The following is a 17,433-nucleotide window of genomic DNA, read 5'->3' as shown; positions in this document are numbered from 1 at the left end:
GCGTAAACTGTGCTAATGACCACCTAGATTGTGCATTCTTCATAAATAGCCATGCAGTTCGCTAAACGCCTAGAAAAAATTCCTCCCTATCTGTTTGCTGAAATTATCCACAAGCAGAATGAACTCGTTGCTAAGGGAGTTGATATCATTAATATGGGTATTGGCGATCCAGATAAACCGACTCCTATTCATATTCTCCAGGTAATGCATGAGGCAATTGATGATGCTTCTATGCATAATTATCCGCCCTACCAAGGTACGAAGGAATTCCGGGAGACAGCGGCTAAGTGGATGGAAAATCGGTTTGGCGTGACAGGGTTGAATCCCGATACAGAAATTGTTTCTTCAATTGGTTCTAAAGAAGCAATTCATAATACTTTTTTAGCATTTGTGGAAGCAGGAGACTATACATTAATACCAGATCCTGGTTATCCTGTGTATCGGACTTCAACAATTTTCGCTGGTGGTGAGTCTTTTACTATGCCTTTGAAGGCAGAAAACAGTTTTTTGCCTGATTTGAGTAGCATACCTGAAGAAGTAGCTCATAAAGCAAAGCTGTTGTGGATTAATTATCCTAATAATCCTACTGGGGCGTTAGCAACACTAGAGTTTTTTGAAGAATTGGTAGCTTTCTGCAAGCAGTATGATATCTTGCTGTGCCACGATCACGCTTACTCAGAAATGGCATACGATGGTTACAAACCGCCTAGTGTGCTGCAAGTTGCGGGTGCGAAAGATGTGGCGATGGAATTTCACAGTCTGTCTAAGTCATACAATATGACAGGTTGGCGAGTGGGTTTTGTTGCTGGTAATTCTGTTGGGATTCAAGGATTAGCGCAGGTAAAAACTAACGTTGATTCTGGGGTGTTTAAGGCAATTCAACAAGCAGCGATCGCAGCTTATTCTAAGACCACAGAGGCAGAACTTCAAGGCATCATGTCGGTTTACCAAAATCGCCGTGACATTATCATCAATGGACTGCAATCTCTAGGTTGGCCAATTCAGCCCCCTAAAGCTACCCTTTATGTCTGGACGCCTGTTCCTCAAGGATATTCCTCAATAGAATTCGTGAATTTGCTACTTGACAAATGTGGCATTGTTGTACCCCCTGGCAGTGGTTATGGTGCATGTGGAGAAGGCTTTTTCCGAATTGCTTTAACTATCTCTGATGAAAGATTGCAAGAAGGAATTGAACGAATGAGAGATGCTGGTATTCGTTACGTGTGACTGGAGACTGGGGAAGATGAGGGAGAAGGGAAGATGGGGAGAGAATTTTACCCCATCTCGCCACCACTCCTAACTCTTAACTTCTCACTAAATATTCAACAGTTAGCAGTCAGGAATAATGCCCTATCCCCATCCCTCTTGGGATGCTTGCCAAAGTTGATGAATAAACTGATTGAGTTGCTGTTTAGCCGCTGAGTCAAGCTCGGCTTTTGGTTGTTTTGCTAAAACTTGACTCAATAAGGTAATTACTTCTGTGTCTAAAGCTGGTTGAAATAAATCAGCAGGCCAAAGTAGATCAGATGCATCCCGTAAATCGGTAATCAGTGGGGATTCTTCAATGAACGTGACCATTAATAAAGGACGCACCCAGCACAATTTACGAGAAACTACAAATTGAATGACTTCTGCATATAGATTCCTCTCACCATACTTTAAAGACACTATTTGTCCCGGTTGAAGAAAATCTAGGTTTATGTCCATCATTTAGACAGTTTGGGCGGCGATAAAGATTGTTTTGTAAGTTCTTGAATTTAAAAGCCAGAATGCGCTCCTTTTAAAGGAAGCTTCTGTAACATTAGGGTAGCACTCTCACGGCAACGATGTCTTAGAGATATGGCTGTGTCTGTGCCTACGCAAAGCCAATAGGACTAATCCCGACTGCAACGGGTTTTCCTAGCATAGTATCTCGACAGAAATACTATAGAATAGGTAAATAACTGTTAAGCAATCGCTAAACAGAGGCTTTGTTGTAGTGAATTAACGATTAAAGAGCAAAGAGCAGTGTCAGTTGAAACCATTGAAAAGCGTTCTACCTCCCGCAAGCTCGCGCCTCGCTATCGCGTTTTGCTCCATAACGATGACTACAACTCTATGGAGTACGTGGTACAGGTATTAATAACCACTGTGCCGAGCCTTACCCAACCCCAGGCTGTTAGTATCATGATGGAAGCCCATACTAATGGAATGGCTTTAGTCATTACTTGCGCTCAGGAACATGCTGAGTTCTATTGCGAAACATTGAAAAGTCACGGTTTAAGTAGCACGATTGAACCTGATGAATAATCATTAGTCATTGATCGTTTATGATTAATGACTTAACTTTGTATGAAAAAAAACCTTGTCCGTTTAGCCGAACGCCCTGCCCCTATTAGGCTGGGTTATTTTATTTTGAGTTTATTGCTGCTATGGTTGCCCTTAGCTGCACCAATTTACTTACTAGTAAATAATTCAAATTTAGTAAGTATATTGACGATGGTATTGTTATATGGATTATTTATTATTCTCTTGAGGTTATGGGGTAAGCATGTCTACCAACAACCCCAAATTCTGCGGCATTATGGCTTAGAATTCACGCGGCAAAACGGTGTGGATTTAATGCGTGGTTTGGCTATGGGGATAATTAATATTCTGATACTTTTTGGGGTACAGGGTTTATTGGGTTGGTTGGTGTGGCAAGAACCAAAAGTTTTCTTGCTGAAAGTGATTTTAGAGGGTTTAATTGTCGCTTTGGGTATTGGCTTTGCTGAGGAATTATTATTCCGAGGTTGGTTGCTAGATGAATTGCAACGAGACTACAGTCAGCCTGTAGCACTGTGGACTGATGCAATTACATTTGCAATATTACACTTTATTAAACCGTTAGCAGTAATTATTCAGACACTACCCCAATTTCCAGCTTTAGTATTGCTGGGATTAACGCAGGTATGGGGAAAGCGCTGGCATAGAGGACGCTTAGGTTTTCCAATTGGTTTGCATGGTGGTTTAGTCTGGGGTTACTACATTATTAATGTGGGGAAATTAGTCAAATACTCTGGTCAAGTTCCTGATTGGGTAACTGGTGTGAATAATAATCCTTTACAAGGAGTGATGGGGGTATTGTTAATGAGTGCACTAGCTTTGTGGATACGAGGGCAGAGTCTTAAAAATTAAAAATGGGTAATGACCTTGTGGAAAAATAAAATATCGGCTAAAAAAAACTAAATTAATATTCCATTTAGGCAAAGTGTCAGAGTGTAGGCAAAAGGCTTTTAGAGATGTAACATCAAGCAAATATTTATGGTTAAAAATAATGGATTGTAGTCGTCTGGAATATATTAAAAATGTCAATGATGATGAAGCTTGGGCGTATGAAGACTATCTTATTGGATCTTACTTTCGCTTGAACTTTAAACAGGGTGAAGGTGTAGATAGTCACACTTTTAACTTACCAAAAGGATCTCTGATCATCCTTTCTCAAAGACCACCTGGGAAGGAGCGATACTTGACCCACGTAGTTGAACTGGTTAATGACGGAAGTGAAGATAAACCTCAATGGGAAACAGGTATATGGGGTATTTTTCGATGGGTTAAGGTTCATTGGATTGCTGATTTCAACAATCCCAGCCGTATTCCTCTTGATAAGAATGAAATGAGAGCAGAATGGGGTTGTTATAACACTAAAGCTAAATTGTTGTCTAGTGAAAACTTGATGAAGCAGTGGGGTAGTATCGATAAATTAAGAGCGCACTTAGGAGAAGTCTTTAATTAAACGATCGCCATGATTCACATTGCCCGATCGCACCTACGCCACATTTTTGATAGATATAATTCCTTCACCACACCACTGGATAAGTAGCCTTAGATCGTTTGTAGGGGCGTACAGCTAGCTGTACGCCCCTACACACTGTATTTGTCACATTCTTTTTTCAAATTGGTATTACGCCCGCGTTTCAACTACTGTACCCACCACGCACGCCTTATCGAAATTAACGCCGTTTAAATTCGCACCTTCTAACTCTGCACACAGCAAATTTGCCCCGGTAAAATTCGCCCCTGCCAAATTAGCGCCCCGCAAGTCAGCTTCCTCAAGGTTTGCTTCACTCAATAATGCCCCTTGCAAATCAGCACGACTCAAGTCTGCACCTTTGAGATTTGCCCCAGTCAGGTTTGCACCGCGCAAGTCAGCACCGCGCAAGTCCACACCTTGCAAGTTGACATTCATCAAATTCGCACCACTGACGAAAGCACCCGCCAAGGATACATCGCTGAGTCTGGCTCCCATTAAGTTAGCACCCCGCAGATTACTACCCCGCAAGTCAGCACCAGTTAAATCTGCTTGCATCAGGTTTGCTCCCATGAGGTTCGCCCGCAAGTCGGTTCCTTGGAGGTTCGCGCCCATTAAATTCGCCCCCTCTAAATGCCCGCCTTCGAGTTTGGAAGCAGCGAAGTTAACACCCACAAGGGTGGCACCAGCAAGATTAATTCGGTTTAAATCCAGTCGGGAAAGTTCTTCGTCTTCTAAATTTGCCCCTGGAAGTTGTTTGAGTTTTCCTAATTTGATAGCTTCAATATTCATTTGTAGTAAGTACCAATCTCTTCACTTGTCTTGCTGTAGCTATCCCATTGGGAATCAAGTAGCCAGACGCCGCTGCTAACTTTAGGTGTCATTATGGGTAAATCGAGTCCTTGTTGTAAACCCATAACTAATAAAGCTAGGGTATCTATAAGTTTAGGGTCAAAGCGGGTAGATTGTTGCTGTCTGCACTCATCTAAAGCTTGAGTAAATATTTCTTCGCGACTCTGATTTGAGGATTTTCGCTGATTTACTCGCCACTGAAAGTCTGCCAATAATGACAAAATTCTCGACTCTAGAGGAATTTCATCTCCAGCTAAACCTGCTGGTTCCCCTGTGCCATTCCACCATTCGGTTTGGTGAGTAATAATTTGGGCAACTGCTCGCAGTCGTGGCATGGTTCGCAATACCTGTGCCCCTGGTATTAAAGGACAGCTAGGAGCTTCTTCTTGAGAATGTGCGGGTATTTCACCAGAAGTGAGAACGCTTTCTGCTTTTTGTAATGGATCTATGCGATGTAACAAAGCCGCTAGCCGCAATCTTTTGATTTGCCATGCGGGAAGATCCAAAAGTTGGGCTACAGCTTCGGCAAGCACGACTACTTCCGCAGCTGCCATTGGATTAGTCACATCTGCCGTATCTAGCAGTTGAGCCATCCGCAAAAATGCTTGGATTTCGTTAGAAACCAAGTTTCGATCTAGGGTTTGTTGACGAAGTGCTACGGGGATGGATAAATTGTCTTGTTCTGCTTGGAGATAATCCACTACGCGGGAGACAACTGTACCCAAATTTTCTAATCTGGCTATAGATGGTACGATCGCCTCTCTATGGGCAATGAGTTTATTCGCCAGTTCTGGGTTGTATTTTTTGATGTGAGCGATCGCTATTTCTGCTGTTTCTTGTACTAATTCTGGCTCAAATGTCCACAAGCCGTAGAATTTGCGCTCTAAGTCTGATGTCGGTATTCCACTGCTGCCATAATCAGCCGCCAATAGTTCTTGACAAATTACCATCGCTGTGTAATTTGGTGACAAAATAATTAAGTGCCATTCTTGTGCTACCGAATCTGCTCGATCTAATGCTACTAAGTCTACATTCTGTAGAAGGCTTGTAGGATGTTCGGCAAAGCCAGCGTCAGGGGCAGCCATAATGACAATTTCGCGGCTGTGCTGGGCGATGTCTGCATATCGCTCGGCTTCTTGCAGATACCATTTACCTTGTTGGAAGGCCGTAATAACTAAAGGTTTATCGTCGTCTCCTAAAATATGGTCTTCCAGGGCATGGCAAAGAGAGACTAGGGTATTTTTGTAGTAGACCCCGAATCGAATTGGCCTGGTGCTGTGGCGATGGGCTGTTTCCAGCTGTTGTAGAATTGAACCTTCTAACATGAGTTTGGGATTTGATGAAAACGAACCGCAACAGAGAAGTTTGAGCGGCGGCTACCCTTCGGGAATGCCAAAGCCGCCGTTGGCGCAGCCCGCCGGAGGCATCAAAACTTCTCCTAACGGAGACGCTAAACGAATGGCGGGTGCTGAGGACGCTGAGGAACAGAGGGCGAGATATTCAAAATTTATGAATACCTCTACATTCTTGTGTTTTCTAGGATACACCTGCTAGCTGTTTTTCTTTCCTCTCTATCGGTGAAGAAAGTGCTGCTTCTAAGTCGGCACAACCCAGTTTTTCTTCTAAAATATTCATGACTTCACGTCCGAAGTCGTTGGGATTTTGTTGCCAAGCTTGTAAACAGACTTCCCCAAAGAAGGAACCAAGGGGTTCGGGGTTCCAAAGGAGTTTTTTGGCTGTCCACGGCATCAAGCTCATTGGATTATACCCTGGTTTGAGGATGCCTTCTTTGAAGGCATATTCTTCTAAATGGGTATGGGGTTGTAGTCCAATAAAGAAGATGGCAGGTTCGACTTTATCAGCACCAAAAATTCGCTCTAGTTCCCGGTGGTAGGCGATGGTTTGGCGGATGGTTTCGGGACGTTCGTCAATAACATTAAAGGAGTAATTGACGGAAACCAAGTCGTTGAAACCAGCGGCTTTTAAGTCACGACAGTTTTGTAAGACGGTTCGGAGGTTATATCCCATCCGCATTTTCCGCACGAGTTCTTGAGAACCGCTGGTAATCCCGATTTCAAAGTAGTTCATCCCGGTTTTCACCATCAACTCACACAGTTGTGGTGTCAAATTGTCAGCTCGAATGTAAGCTGCCCAGTGGATGTCTGTCATACCAGAATCGACGATTGTTTGCAAGAGTTCTATGGCATCGTTGATAAATTTGCGGGCGGGGATGAATTGGGCATCGGTAAACCAGAAATTGCGAATGCCGCGATCGTATAATTGGCGCATCTCGGCAACTACTTCATCTGCTGGATTGATGCGTACTTGTTTGCCTTCAACAACCGTATAAACGCAATAACAACAATTGTGAGGACAACCGCGCTTAGTTTGTACGCCTATGTAAAAGTCTTGCTCTTGCAGATAATAGTTAAATTCCGGCCAGATGCTTTCGATATAGTCGTAGTTGCAAGCTGTTTTTTCTATGGGAGTGGGTTGTTCGTGAATTAGCCGTTTTCGTGGTTGAGTTTCTCCCACTACATAACAGCGCTCATCTCGAAACTCTCTACCACTTAAAAGTTTTTCCAGCAGAGTTTCCCCTTCACCCACGGAAATAATTGTCCCTTGGGGTAAGCTTTTACCCAATTGTTCGTAAAATACGCTGACTGCACCACCACCTACAACTGCACGGGCATCAAAACTATATTTTTGCGCGCGCTTTAAACCGCGTTTGATTAAGCCCAGGTTACGCCACAACTCTACATAGTAAGCGATGAAGATTCGCAAACCGCCCAGTGCCCCGCGTAGTTTTAATAGAGGATTCTTGGCGTAGTAAAATTCAAAAGCGTTTTGTAGCGGGTTACCACCACGTCCGCCAACTGGGGCATAAATTTGAATATCCCGCCAAGAAAATACTAGTAGTGTGGGTTTAAATTCATCGATACAGCGATCCAAAGCTGAGTTGTAGTCTAAAGGTGGTACTGTTCCCAAATCAAAGATACGCTGTTCGATGTTGGGAAATTGCTTGTGGACGCCATCGCTGAGGTAGACAACCCCTATGGGAAAGATGGGGTTACAGGGAAGGCGAACATAAAGAATTCGATTTTCCATTATGGGTGTTTTGACTGCCATCTTGCCAATGTTGCGGGAAAACGAGAAAAAATTCAGTTTTAAAGGGTGTTTTTGTTTTGGTTGCTTTTATTTATCACAATCTCGCTTGACATTGAAGCCGATTATTGATATGAACCAGCTTTTTGTCCCAAATAGGAATCAATAAACTTAATTTGCACGCTAAATGCATATGGACAGACAGAGATTTATGAAGATATTTTTCATATAGCTTTACGATAACATTGAGTTTATTCATTAAGCGACCATTTGGGGGTATTAATCTTGGGATAGATCGAACACCAAAACTGACTTGTTCGCAAACTTAAAAACCAAGGGATCATCGTCAGATTAATTTCTTATTTATCTGTCTTGAGAAAATTAAAGTTTTTATACCGAGTAAAAATATCTAAATCTTTTATCTATAGTGTATAATTGCAAAAAAGGCATAAATAATTACAAAATTTTCATAACCATAAATATTTCTTTAGATAGAAATAATCTACAAATATTCAGTTGGTATTCACAGTTACAGCAACTGGGGATCAGTCGGTGCTAGGCTTGGGTAGTGTAATGTAAAATTGTGGCGTAAAGCTCCTCAGCAGTTATGGCTCAAATTTTAGATCCTCTACCACCTGAGCAATCGGGGAAAATTCTCTGCTGCTACATTAATGCCACGAGCAAAATACAGGTAGCTCGCATCTCTAATATTGCAAATTGGTATTTTGAAAGGGTTGTTTTTCCAGGGCAACGCCTAGTGTTTGAAGCTCCGCGAAAAGCTCAATTGGAGATTCATACGGGTATGATGGCAAGTGCAATTTTATCCGATACGATTCCGTGCGATCGCCTCATGCTTGATGACCCTAGCAATTATGAGTTAGATACAGACTCATCATTTGGAAAAGAACCTATAGATACCACAGTAATGGTGCAGCAACTTAATACAAAGACCGGAGATAGTATAAAACCCTTACAAATCGCTGGTTTAGCAGCTGTTGATTAAAAAAAACAATTTGGCTCAATTTTGAGGTTGCTGAATTCAGCAGCCTTTTTTTTATTAGTCATTAGTCATTTCTTCCTCTGCTCCTCTGCTCCTCTAGCCAATGCCCAATGCGCCACTCTCATCTACAATCATGTTATGAATCTGCCTTCATTTCTTTGGTTGTGGAAAATTGCCGCCTGGTCGATGGGCTTATCCCTGCTGGCATACTTGATGTTAGCAGTCACCGGCGTTTGGATGTTTCGGGCGAGAACTTCGCAACAATTTCCTTTTATTCCGTTATTTATGGGCGGAAATAGAGGAGTGCGATCGCTGCACTATCTAATGGGCATCAGCATGGTAAGTTTAGTGCTACTATTGCTGGCGATCGGCATTGTTGGCACTTTGGGACACTTTGGCTCTCTAGGACACTCGTCACACTTGCCGGCTGGATTGATTGTGGTAGCTTTGGTTTTACTGTCTGCTTTCAGTGCAACCCAAATTAGCCCCACAAAACCTTGGGCTAGAACTTTACATATAAGCCTAAATATAATTCTGTTTGTCGGATTTGCCTGGGTATCCGTTACTGGCTGGAGTGTCGTGCAAAAGTATCTACCTTAAACCAATGAGTAACAGATTAAAGCTTTGGAAGCAAACTGTATCAAGCTTTTTACATTGTGTATTAATTACGAATTAGGTTTTTTAAGGAAGTGTTGATATGAGCATTCCACTTTTAGACCAGCCTACAGAAGAAAAACTAGTAACTCTTAAAGATATTTCTTGGGAGCAATGCAAAGGAATTGAAACTCAGCTAGTGGACAACCGCAATGTCCGATTGTCTTATTTGTCAGGAATGTTAGAAATTCTGTCTCCAATTGGTGAAGAACATGAATCCGTGAAAAAAAACTCTCGGTTATTTGCTAGAAGCTTACATGAGAGAGTTGGGTATCCGATTTTACGGTCGTGGTGGCTACACCTTGGAAGAACCGGGGTATGCTTCAGGTACACCGGATGAGTCTTACAGCATTGGCACAAAAAGAGAAGTTCCTGACATCGTTATTGAAGTTATTCTCACCAGTGGAACTATTAACAGGAAGGAGCTATATAAACCCAAAAAAGTGCCTGAAGTCTGGTTTTGGAAATCAAACTCTATCAAAATATTTCGTCTGACCGAACAGGGGGAATATGAACAAGTAGACCAAAGTGGATTTTTCTCTGATTTAGACCCCGCTAAGCTGCTGCGTTATATCGCTATGCCTGACCAGTACGATGCTGTACAGGAATTTATTCAGACTATCCGAAATGAGCTAAACAGATAACTTTGCGATCTACTGATGCTTAATCTTCTCTCTCTAATGAACCTGCCATGAAATAAGGTTTTTGTACAGAAAGCTCAATTACAATGAAGAAAAGCATTGTAATTGAGCCGTGACAGCAAATTCAGCCAATACTTCAGCTTCTATTTTTAATCTTTCTCCTTTGATTCGGATAACGCTGCTGAGTCTATACATAGCACTCACAGTTCCCTTACCTTTCCTATCACAGGTAACAGCTGCACCCATACCACCAGCATTATTATGGGTAGGGATTAGCATCGGCTTAGTTGCCTTGTACGCAGTGTTGACCGAACAAGTCCTAGTGGATGAACAAGGAATTCAGGTTACTTACCCCCGTTGGGTGCCTCGCTTTTTTCGTAAAGGCTGGTTTTTACCTTGGTCAGAAGTCAAAGAATTAAAACCTCGCACTACTGGTCAAGGAGGTCTAGTTTATTATTTCCTCAGCCAAGATGGAAAAGCTTATCTACTACCAATGCGTGTAGCTGGATTTGCCCGTTTGGTGCAGATTGTCCAAGCAAAGACCAATATCGAGACTACAGATGTTCGTCCTTTAGCACAACCGTGGATGTATGCGATTTTACTAGGATTCACGCTGTTGTTACTGTTGGTTGATGGCTGGGCGATCGCCACAGCTTTAACCATAAAATAGGGCATTGGGGACTGGGGATTGGTGATTGGGTATTAAAAGTTAAGAGTTATTCTCACTCATCCCCCTCATCTCCCCATCTCCCCATACTTCTCTACGAGAGGCTGCGCCAACGGCTCCGCTGAGTACAAGTCTCCCCACTCTCCACTCCCTACTCCCCAGTTCCCTTGAATAATGCCGCAACAAGAGCCACACTCAGGCTAGAACAAGTTAATCTGCTTACAAAGCTGAAAAGCCAAGCTTCAGGGAATCAGCAGGGATGTCCCATATTGCAGGATATTTCCTTTGAGGTACTCCAGGGCGATCGCATAGCCATTGTAGGCGCAGTGGGCGCTGGTAAAACTTCGTTACTACGCCTTATAAACCGCCTCATTGAACCCACAAGTGGCAAAATCTATATAGAAAATCAAGAGTATCGCCAAATTCCCATCATCCAGCTACGCCAGATAGTGACACTTGTATTGCAAGAATCAAAGCTGTTAGGGATGACAGTTGGGCAAGCTTTGGCTTATCCTTTGATTTTGCGTGGTTTGTCCAAACAGGTAATTGAAGAACGAGTCAATTACTGGACAGAACAACTGCACATTCCCAATGAATGGTTAGGTCGAACAGAGGTGCAACTTTCTGCGGGACAACGGCAATTAGTAGCGATCGCTCGTTCCTTGCTCATCCAGCCTAAAATTTTATTATTAGACGAGCCAACCTCTGCCCTAGATGCTGGTGCAGCTTCCCATTTAATACAAGTCTTAATCCAATTGAGTCAAACCCATCAAACCACGATTTTGATGGTAAATCAGCAACTGGATTTAGCCCAGATGTTTTGCACTCGATTATTACACCTACAGCAAGGTCATTTATCGACAAATCAAAGAGTTTCTGAAATCAACTGGGATGAATTACGAAAAACTCTGATTCAAGCACAATCTCAAGACGATTTTGAATTTTAGATTTTGGGTATTGGGCATGGGGCAAGAGGGAAAAGAAAGATCCTCTTTTCCCTTTTACCTTTGCCCTTTCCCCTTTCCCCAAGGCGTTGCCATCTCCCCACTCCCCAATCCGTATCACACTTGACTACTACTAAGTGTTGAACGTTGATTACTAAATCTCTCTCTACTTAACTTTGTTTGTGACTGTGGAATGTTACTATTCAAAATTTCCATGTTAAAACGGTATCCCACATTGCGGATAGTTTGAATCAAGCTAGGTTGTCGAGGATCGAGTTCAACCTTTTTCCGCAGCGACAAAACGTGAGTATCAATGGTACGAGGATTATCGATGGCATCAGGCCAAGCACGACGCAGCAATTCTGACCTACTCAGAGGCACTCCCCCGGCTTGTGCTAAAACGTATAATAAGCTGAATTCCTGGGGCGTTAAGTCAATGAACTCTCCCTGGAAGCGGACGCGGCGCTGAACTAAATCGATTTGCAAAGTACCATAATCCAAATATGCTGGTGCAGTCGGTGTGCGCTTACGGCGAATCAGTGCCTCTACCCGTGCTAAAAACTCTTGCATTCCAAAAGGTTTGCTCAAGTAATCATCTGCACCTGCCTTTAAACCTGCGACAATATCAGCTTCACTATTGCGGGCAGATAGCATTAAGATTAAAGGCTGTTGCTGACGATGCAACCAACGACAAAATTCAATGCCGTCACCGTCAGGAAGATCTGCATCCAAAACCACAAGTGTTGGTTGATGGCTTAAAAATACTTCCCTTGCTTGATAAATACTGGCAGCTTGATGCACCCGGTATTCCAGTTGTTGCAAGTGCCAACCTAGCAACGACCTTAGATGGGGATTCCCTTCAATGATTTCTATACAAACCGAACCCACGGTGGCAAGACCCCTTAGCGTCGATGACTTTCAAAGTAACAAGCCCATGTCTAAGGTTTTGTAGCCTTTGTTACTTCAACTGCTATTAGCTTTACATTTCCTCATAAAAAAAGCGCCAATATCTTTAATTTTTCCTTTACAAAAGGGCATTAGAAATATTCTTAAATTTTTGTTAAACTTATAAAAAGAGTTGTCGAACTTATCACAAGTTCTTCTAACTTAAATATTCTGTTTCTTGATAGCTATGAGATCCAGCAACCATAAACCGAATAGCTAATCCTTAAGAAAAAAGCTTTCCAGCCTCATGGAAAAGTGATTCTTAAGGAAGAGATTTAGTGCTTATATCCATGAATATAGCACTAATAAAATCTCTCTGCTGGCAGGCAAAATCATAAAAATCCCTTAGCAGATAAGTAAAATAGCTGTTTTCTGGAATACGATTAAAGTAGTTTGTAGCTACTAGGAGAGTGCTACCCGAAGGACATATGTTTATTTTTAATTGATACCAAAGTGAAATTACACTTCACATTTGAACGTGAATCATTTACAATTCTCATTCCAAAGACATTAATACAGCAGTTATGCTCCAAGACACACAAACCATTCGCTATTACCAAAGACTCACTGACGCCTTCGTCGAGTTATGGAATCGCGGTTATCGTATGGATGATATGCGGATGTATTTGGATGGATATCTAGCCGCACTGCGACACGGCAACACCATTGAACCCTTTCTGATTCATCGCCTAGAAGAGGAAGCCAGCCGCTACTTGTACGATGCATCAAACTTTGCAGTGCCGCAACCACAGCCACAGCCCGATTACTACTAATACCGCTTGCTTGGTCATTAATAGTAACCGTAAATCAACGCAGATAATTATAACATATTATTTGTATTGGTCAACGGGTTCTTGTGGTGTGAAATTTTGGAGATATTGTATTGATAAAACTTATCCCCTCAGCCCTGTATTGGTCTTGCCAATGCGACTGAGGGGATTTTTGGCTTTTAGAAATGGGCAGTGGGGAGATGGCAACGCCTTGGGGAAAGGTAAAAGGGGATCTTTCTTTTCCCCTTTGCCCAATGCCCAATGCCCCATGCCCAATGCCCTTATGAAGCTAGTGCTACTTCTACCTTTTCCTGCAATTTACCTTGTTGGTAGAGTTCAATCATAATGTCTGAACCACCAACGAATTCACCATCGATATACACTTGGGGAAATGTCTGCCACTTGGAGTATTCCTTCATTCCTTGGCGGATTTCATTATCTGCGAGAATGTCAACTGTCTCGAAAGGAACTCCCAAAGTATTCAGAATTTGCACAACATTGTTGGAGAAACCACATTGGGGCATTAACTTGGTTCCCTTAATGAAAACCAAAATCTTGTTGTCTTTTACCAATTTATCGATTTTCTCTTTGAGTTCTGGTGTCATGGTATTCGTGTTTCCTATGTTACATTGAACAATCACGAATTAGGAGTAAAGAGTAAAAAATTTATCACTCCTAACTCTTGTACAGACTAGAGTTAACCCTTGTCTGTACTCATAACTCCTAACTTTGATATTTACGAAGCTGATGTTGCTTGCCAAGCTTCAGGAGTATATGTTTTTAGAGACAAAGCGTGAATCGCTTCACTTGATATAGCTTGTTGCAACGCACCATAAATTAATTGGTGTTGTTGCACTAGTCCTTTACCTGCAAAGTGCGATGAAACTACTGTGACCTGATAGTGGTCGTTGCCACCAGTCAAGTCTTGCACCTGAACTTGGGCGTCTGGCAGTTCCGCCACGATCATTGCCTCAACCTGCTGCGGACTAATCATCGCAATTCCTGAAAAAACCTACTCCTCTATTATTAGCAGATATAGAGCAAATGCCCATGCCAAGTTTAGGGATTGGGGATTGGGAGGGGTAGGAAACTTTTTTATAATCTCTCTTATCTCCCTCATCTTTCCCAGTCCCCAGTCCCCAGTCTCCAGTCACTTTTACAGAGTGTAGGTAAAATCTTTGACTAACATACCGGGAACTAAACTACCTCCTAATTGACGACTTTCATATGTTCCGACTTCGGGAATAAATTCTTGAAAAGTAGTTAAATCAATGAGGTTTTCTCCCCAAAAGCGATAGAGGCTTTCATCAAAACGTAAGTTTTCAATGGGGGCGATAATTTCGCCGTTTTCTACCCAAAAACAAGCATAACGGGTCATACCAGTGATTCTACCAGTTTGGCGATCGCTCCAATTCAAGTAATGCAAATTCGATACATATAATCCTGTATCTAAACTTAGAAGAATCTGCTCAAATCCTAAATTACCGGGACTCACTTCTGGCGATCTTAATGCTTCTGAGCCATTGGCACCATTGGCAATTTTTCCATATTCCTTCGCAGTCCGAGAATTTACTAGAGTATTTACCAAGCATCCTTTTTCGATTATAGGTAACTCCAGCGCTGCTATTTCGCCTAATTCATTAAATCGAGGTACTAATCCCCGTTGAAAGTTTTCTTTTAAACTGAATTTCGGAGACAGTTGTTTTTCTTGACGCCATAAAGCCGCTAAAGAACTATTACCTTGTTGAATATCAGCTTCGCTTACAGAACCCCAAGAAAGCATCATTAATAAATCTGCAACAGCAGCAGGCGCAAAATAAGTTTTGTACTTTCCTCTTGGTAATTCTTTGACTGGACGAGAAAGAAGTTCTAGTTGCTTTTTAGCTTCGTTTATTTTAGCTATATATGCATTTTTACCCCAATCACTACCTGCAAATGTACCTTTAACTGCTTGCCCAGATGTCATGAATAATGAATAATCTAAGGTAAAAGAATCAGTGACAAACCAATGTTTTTGACCGCTAGAATCACCATAAGCTTTAATTACAACTCCGCCAGCGTATATCCCAGTAAAATCAAGTTCGGAAACTAGTCCTAGAACAGTTGTTACTACTGCTTCTTCTGGCAATAAATTTCCAGAATGTATTTCTCGACTAGTATTATTTCCTGAGGGCAAAACTAAATATGGGTCGGTGGGTAATAGAATCAGTTCATCTCGGAGTTCTTGCAAGCCGCTATAGGCTAACTGCCAATCTCTCTCCCAATTTCCAGTAAAGGGAAATTGCCGAGAACTACTGCGCCCGTCTTTCATCAAAGTTAGTTCTATCCAACCATCTGCAACGCAACCTGTTTGTCGGACTTTTGCATGATTAAAACGAGTAAATTGACTGCGCTCACTGCTGAGTCTGACAGTAAATTCTTCATCTTCTGATTTTTTAATAAGCAGAGTTTCAACCAATTGATTAAAACTGAATTCTAAAGTAGATAATTCCTCAATTTTCATGGATATTAGCTATTAATAAATTATATAAAAATGGGAGCTTTGCTGGCACAAAGATAGAGAAGGCAGGGAAGAGGACGCAAAGAGTAATTTACCCATGTCTGGCTGTCCCCGCGTCCTCTTCAATTTCCTCCACCAAAAACTTCGACATTAGCGAATACACAAACAGGCGAAGCGTGTCCTACCCAAATAGCTTGATTTGGTTCTCCTTTGCCACAATACGGAGTACCGTACATTTGCCAATTGTTGGCATTTCCTACTTTAATTAAGCTATGCCAAAACTCTGGTGTTGTGGCGCGATAGTTCGGATTGCGGAGGGTTTTGGTAAATTTACCATTTTCTATTAATTTGGCGTATTCGCAACCAAATTGGAATTTATAGCGGCGATCGTCAATTGACCAAGAGCGATTAGATTCCATGTAAACGCCATGTTCTATGCCACCAATCATGTCTTCAAAACTAGCGTTTAGAGGCTCTAAATTCAAGTTTGCCATACGATCGATTGCTGGTCGATTCCACGAAGAAGCACGGGCACAAGCTACTCCTGGTACACCTGCTCTAGCTTGGCTCTCCAAGCTACCCAAACCCCGTTGGAGTACTCCTTCTTTGATTAAATATTCTCGTGTTGCTACAGCACCAGTATCATCAAAGCCATAGCTAGCAAATTCACCAGGGACAGTGGGATCAAAGGTAATATTCATCAATGGGGAACCATATACTAGTTTGCCAAAATCACTTTTGTTTACAAAACTGCCCCCAGCATAATTACGTTCATCTCCCAAAATTCGGTCAATTTCTAGCGGATGCCCGACACTTTCATGAATTTGCAACATCATTTGGTCTGGGGCTAAAACTAAATTGGTACGGGTGGTTGGGCATTCTTCTGCTGTTAAAAGTTCTATTGCTTGTTCGCCAATTTGCCGTACCTGATGCAGTAAATTCTCTTGTTTTAAAAGTTCTATTCCACCTTGATAACAGTTTGCTAGGGAGCCGTTGTGGCTGCGCTGCTGGACGATTGCGCCATCTTGGGCTGTGGCTCCGTAATGAGTGCCGATGAATAGAAATTTTTGATAGACTTCTGAGCCATTGCTGCTAATAAACCAAGACTCCCTCTGGCTGGTGTTTACGCCAGCGATGGTTTGCACAATTTTGTCGTCAACTTTTAGGGTTTGGCAAATGCGAACCAGTAAATCGTTGATTTCTCCGGGAGTTAAAGTGTCCAATGGCTCAATAAATGGAGATTTATATTCGCCAACAACTTTAGGACGCTCAGTTTCACGGAAGGGATATATCCACCATTCGCTAGCTGCTAGCGCCTGTTTATAGGCTGTTTGGGCAGCGGCTTGTAGGGATGGTAGCTCTAGGGAATTAGTAGCTGCATAACCTAAACAACCATTGACCAGAACTTCCAGCATGACTCCTACGGTGAAGGATTTGCCGTTGGCTTGGGGTAAGGCGTCACGGACTAAACGATTAGTGGAAGTTTCTTTGACGGCTCTGATACCAATCCAATCAGCAGGAATATCGAAACTAGCGATCGCTTTTTTGAGTTCAGATAACATAATTTTAGGAATGGGGATTGGGGA

Annotated in this window: 21 protein-coding genes; 11 read left to right on the top strand and 10 right to left on the bottom strand. The window is 42.3% G+C overall.

Features of this window, described 5'->3' with window-relative positions; translation table 11 throughout:
• Positions 1-51 precede the first annotated feature (51 nt).
• Entirely contained in the window at positions 52-1,227 is a 1,176-nt protein-coding gene (locus H6H03_RS15770) for an LL-diaminopimelate aminotransferase (protein WP_190956026.1), read from the top strand.
• Between the two features lie 123 nt (positions 1,228-1,350).
• On the opposite strand, the gene H6H03_RS15765 is transcribed toward H6H03_RS15770, so the two are convergent.
• Positions 1,351-1,707 carry a hypothetical protein gene (locus H6H03_RS15765; protein ID WP_190956060.1) on the bottom strand — a complete coding sequence of 119 codons (357 nt, stop codon included), beginning with the start codon at positions 1,705-1,707 and terminating at the stop codon, positions 1,351-1,353.
• 300 nt (positions 1,708-2,007) lie between these two features.
• On the opposite strand from H6H03_RS15765, the gene clpS reads away from it, so the two are divergent.
• The 3 genes from clpS to H6H03_RS15750 all read left to right on the top strand — a co-directional run bounded on the left by clpS (position 2,008) and on the right by H6H03_RS15750 (position 3,754).
• The gene (gene clpS, locus H6H03_RS15760; RefSeq protein WP_099066750.1) at positions 2,008-2,289 is read left to right on the top strand and encodes an ATP-dependent Clp protease adapter ClpS; all 282 of its coding nucleotides are present in this window, start codon (positions 2,008-2,010) and stop codon (positions 2,287-2,289) included.
• A gap of 42 nt (positions 2,290-2,331) precedes the next feature.
• Positions 2,332-3,156 (top strand): CPBP family intramembrane glutamic endopeptidase, encoded by an 825-nt coding sequence (locus tag H6H03_RS15755; protein ID WP_190956025.1) that lies wholly within the window; start codon positions 2,332-2,334, stop codon positions 3,154-3,156.
• 139 nt (positions 3,157-3,295) lie between these two features.
• Positions 3,296-3,754, top strand: a complete 459-nt coding sequence (locus H6H03_RS15750; protein ID WP_190956024.1) for a hypothetical protein — start codon at positions 3,296-3,298, stop codon at positions 3,752-3,754.
• Between the two features lie 168 nt (positions 3,755-3,922).
• Here the strand turns inward: H6H03_RS15750 and H6H03_RS15745 are convergent, their stop codons facing one another.
• The 3 genes from H6H03_RS15745 to H6H03_RS15735 all read right to left on the bottom strand — a co-directional run bounded on the left by H6H03_RS15745 (position 3,923) and on the right by H6H03_RS15735 (position 7,750).
• Positions 3,923-4,561 (bottom strand): pentapeptide repeat-containing protein, encoded by a 639-nt coding sequence (locus tag H6H03_RS15745; RefSeq protein WP_190956023.1) that lies wholly within the window; start codon positions 4,559-4,561, stop codon positions 3,923-3,925.
• Complete coding sequence (locus tag H6H03_RS15740; RefSeq protein ID WP_190956022.1) at positions 4,558-5,946, bottom strand: DICT sensory domain-containing protein; 1,389 nt, start codon at positions 5,944-5,946, stop codon at positions 4,558-4,560. Before H6H03_RS15740 ends, H6H03_RS15745 begins: the two co-directional genes overlap by 4 nt.
• Positions 5,947-6,157: 211 nt before the next feature.
• Positions 6,158-7,750, bottom strand: a complete 1,593-nt coding sequence (locus H6H03_RS15735; protein WP_190956021.1) for a photosystem II high light acclimation radical SAM protein — start codon at positions 7,748-7,750, stop codon at positions 6,158-6,160.
• Positions 7,751-8,333: 583 nt separating this feature from the next.
• Between H6H03_RS15735 and H6H03_RS15730 the strand changes: the two genes are divergently transcribed.
• The 6 genes from H6H03_RS15730 to H6H03_RS15710 all read left to right on the top strand — a co-directional run bounded on the left by H6H03_RS15730 (position 8,334) and on the right by H6H03_RS15710 (position 11,635).
• Positions 8,334-8,729: a DUF1830 domain-containing protein gene (locus H6H03_RS15730; RefSeq protein WP_190956020.1), complete on the top strand. Its 396-nt coding sequence runs from the start codon at positions 8,334-8,336 to the stop codon at positions 8,727-8,729.
• Between the two features lie 135 nt (positions 8,730-8,864).
• Positions 8,865-9,326 (top strand): DUF4079 domain-containing protein, encoded by a 462-nt coding sequence (locus H6H03_RS15725; protein WP_190956019.1) that lies wholly within the window; start codon positions 8,865-8,867, stop codon positions 9,324-9,326.
• Positions 9,327-9,423: 97 nt separating this feature from the next.
• On the top strand, positions 9,424-9,720 hold the full coding sequence (locus H6H03_RS40345) for a hypothetical protein (RefSeq protein WP_242057853.1): 297 nt from the start codon (positions 9,424-9,426) through the stop codon (positions 9,718-9,720).
• A complete protein-coding gene (locus tag H6H03_RS40340) occupies positions 9,638-10,024 on the top strand; it encodes a Uma2 family endonuclease (RefSeq protein WP_242057852.1) in 387 nt (128 codons plus the stop codon). The genes H6H03_RS40345 and H6H03_RS40340 overlap by 83 nt, the downstream gene beginning before the upstream one ends.
• Positions 10,025-10,133: 109 nt before the next feature.
• A complete protein-coding gene (locus H6H03_RS15715; RefSeq protein WP_190956018.1) occupies positions 10,134-10,691 on the top strand; it encodes a hypothetical protein in 558 nt (185 codons plus the stop codon).
• Between the two features lie 164 nt (positions 10,692-10,855).
• Positions 10,856-11,635: an ABC transporter ATP-binding protein gene (locus tag H6H03_RS15710; protein ID WP_190956017.1), complete on the top strand. Its 780-nt coding sequence runs from the start codon at positions 10,856-10,858 to the stop codon at positions 11,633-11,635.
• A 114-nt stretch (positions 11,636-11,749) separates the two neighbouring features.
• Here H6H03_RS15710 and H6H03_RS15705 read toward each other — a convergent pair whose 3' ends face one another.
• Complete coding sequence (locus H6H03_RS15705; RefSeq protein ID WP_190956016.1) at positions 11,750-12,520, bottom strand: response regulator transcription factor; 771 nt, start codon at positions 12,518-12,520, stop codon at positions 11,750-11,752.
• Positions 12,521-13,101: 581 nt separating this feature from the next.
• On the opposite strand from H6H03_RS15705, the gene H6H03_RS15700 reads away from it, so the two are divergent.
• Complete coding sequence (locus H6H03_RS15700) at positions 13,102-13,350, top strand: DUF6761 family protein (RefSeq protein ID WP_073641169.1); 249 nt, start codon at positions 13,102-13,104, stop codon at positions 13,348-13,350.
• Positions 13,351-13,470: 120 nt separating this feature from the next.
• On the opposite strand, the gene H6H03_RS15695 is transcribed toward H6H03_RS15700, so the two are convergent.
• The 5 genes from H6H03_RS15695 to H6H03_RS15675 all read right to left on the bottom strand — a co-directional run bounded on the left by H6H03_RS15695 (position 13,471) and on the right by H6H03_RS15675 (position 17,409).
• Positions 13,471-13,617 (bottom strand): hypothetical protein, encoded by a 147-nt coding sequence (locus tag H6H03_RS15695; RefSeq protein ID WP_190956015.1) that lies wholly within the window; start codon positions 13,615-13,617, stop codon positions 13,471-13,473.
• Positions 13,618-13,628: 11 nt separating this feature from the next.
• Positions 13,629-13,952, bottom strand: coding sequence for a Grx4 family monothiol glutaredoxin (grxD, locus tag H6H03_RS15690; RefSeq protein ID WP_190956014.1), 324 nt, complete (start codon positions 13,950-13,952; stop codon positions 13,629-13,631).
• Positions 13,953-14,083: 131 nt separating this feature from the next.
• Positions 14,084-14,341, bottom strand: coding sequence for a BolA family protein (locus tag H6H03_RS15685; RefSeq protein WP_190956013.1), 258 nt, complete (start codon positions 14,339-14,341; stop codon positions 14,084-14,086).
• A gap of 162 nt (positions 14,342-14,503) precedes the next feature.
• On the bottom strand, positions 14,504-15,850 hold the full coding sequence (locus tag H6H03_RS15680; protein ID WP_190956012.1) for a TldD/PmbA family protein: 1,347 nt from the start codon (positions 15,848-15,850) through the stop codon (positions 14,504-14,506).
• A gap of 119 nt (positions 15,851-15,969) precedes the next feature.
• The gene (locus H6H03_RS15675; RefSeq protein ID WP_190956059.1) at positions 15,970-17,409 is read right to left on the bottom strand and encodes a TldD/PmbA family protein; all 1,440 of its coding nucleotides are present in this window, start codon (positions 17,407-17,409) and stop codon (positions 15,970-15,972) included.
• Positions 17,410-17,433: the final 24 nt, after the last annotated feature.

The organism is Nostoc paludosum FACHB-159, assembly GCF_014698835.1.
Classification (GTDB): Bacteria; Cyanobacteriota; Cyanobacteriia; order Cyanobacteriales; family Nostocaceae; genus Nostoc; species Nostoc paludosum.
The sequence above is the reverse complement of the archived record's forward strand: the minus strand, read 5'-3'. Positions and strand labels throughout refer to the sequence as shown.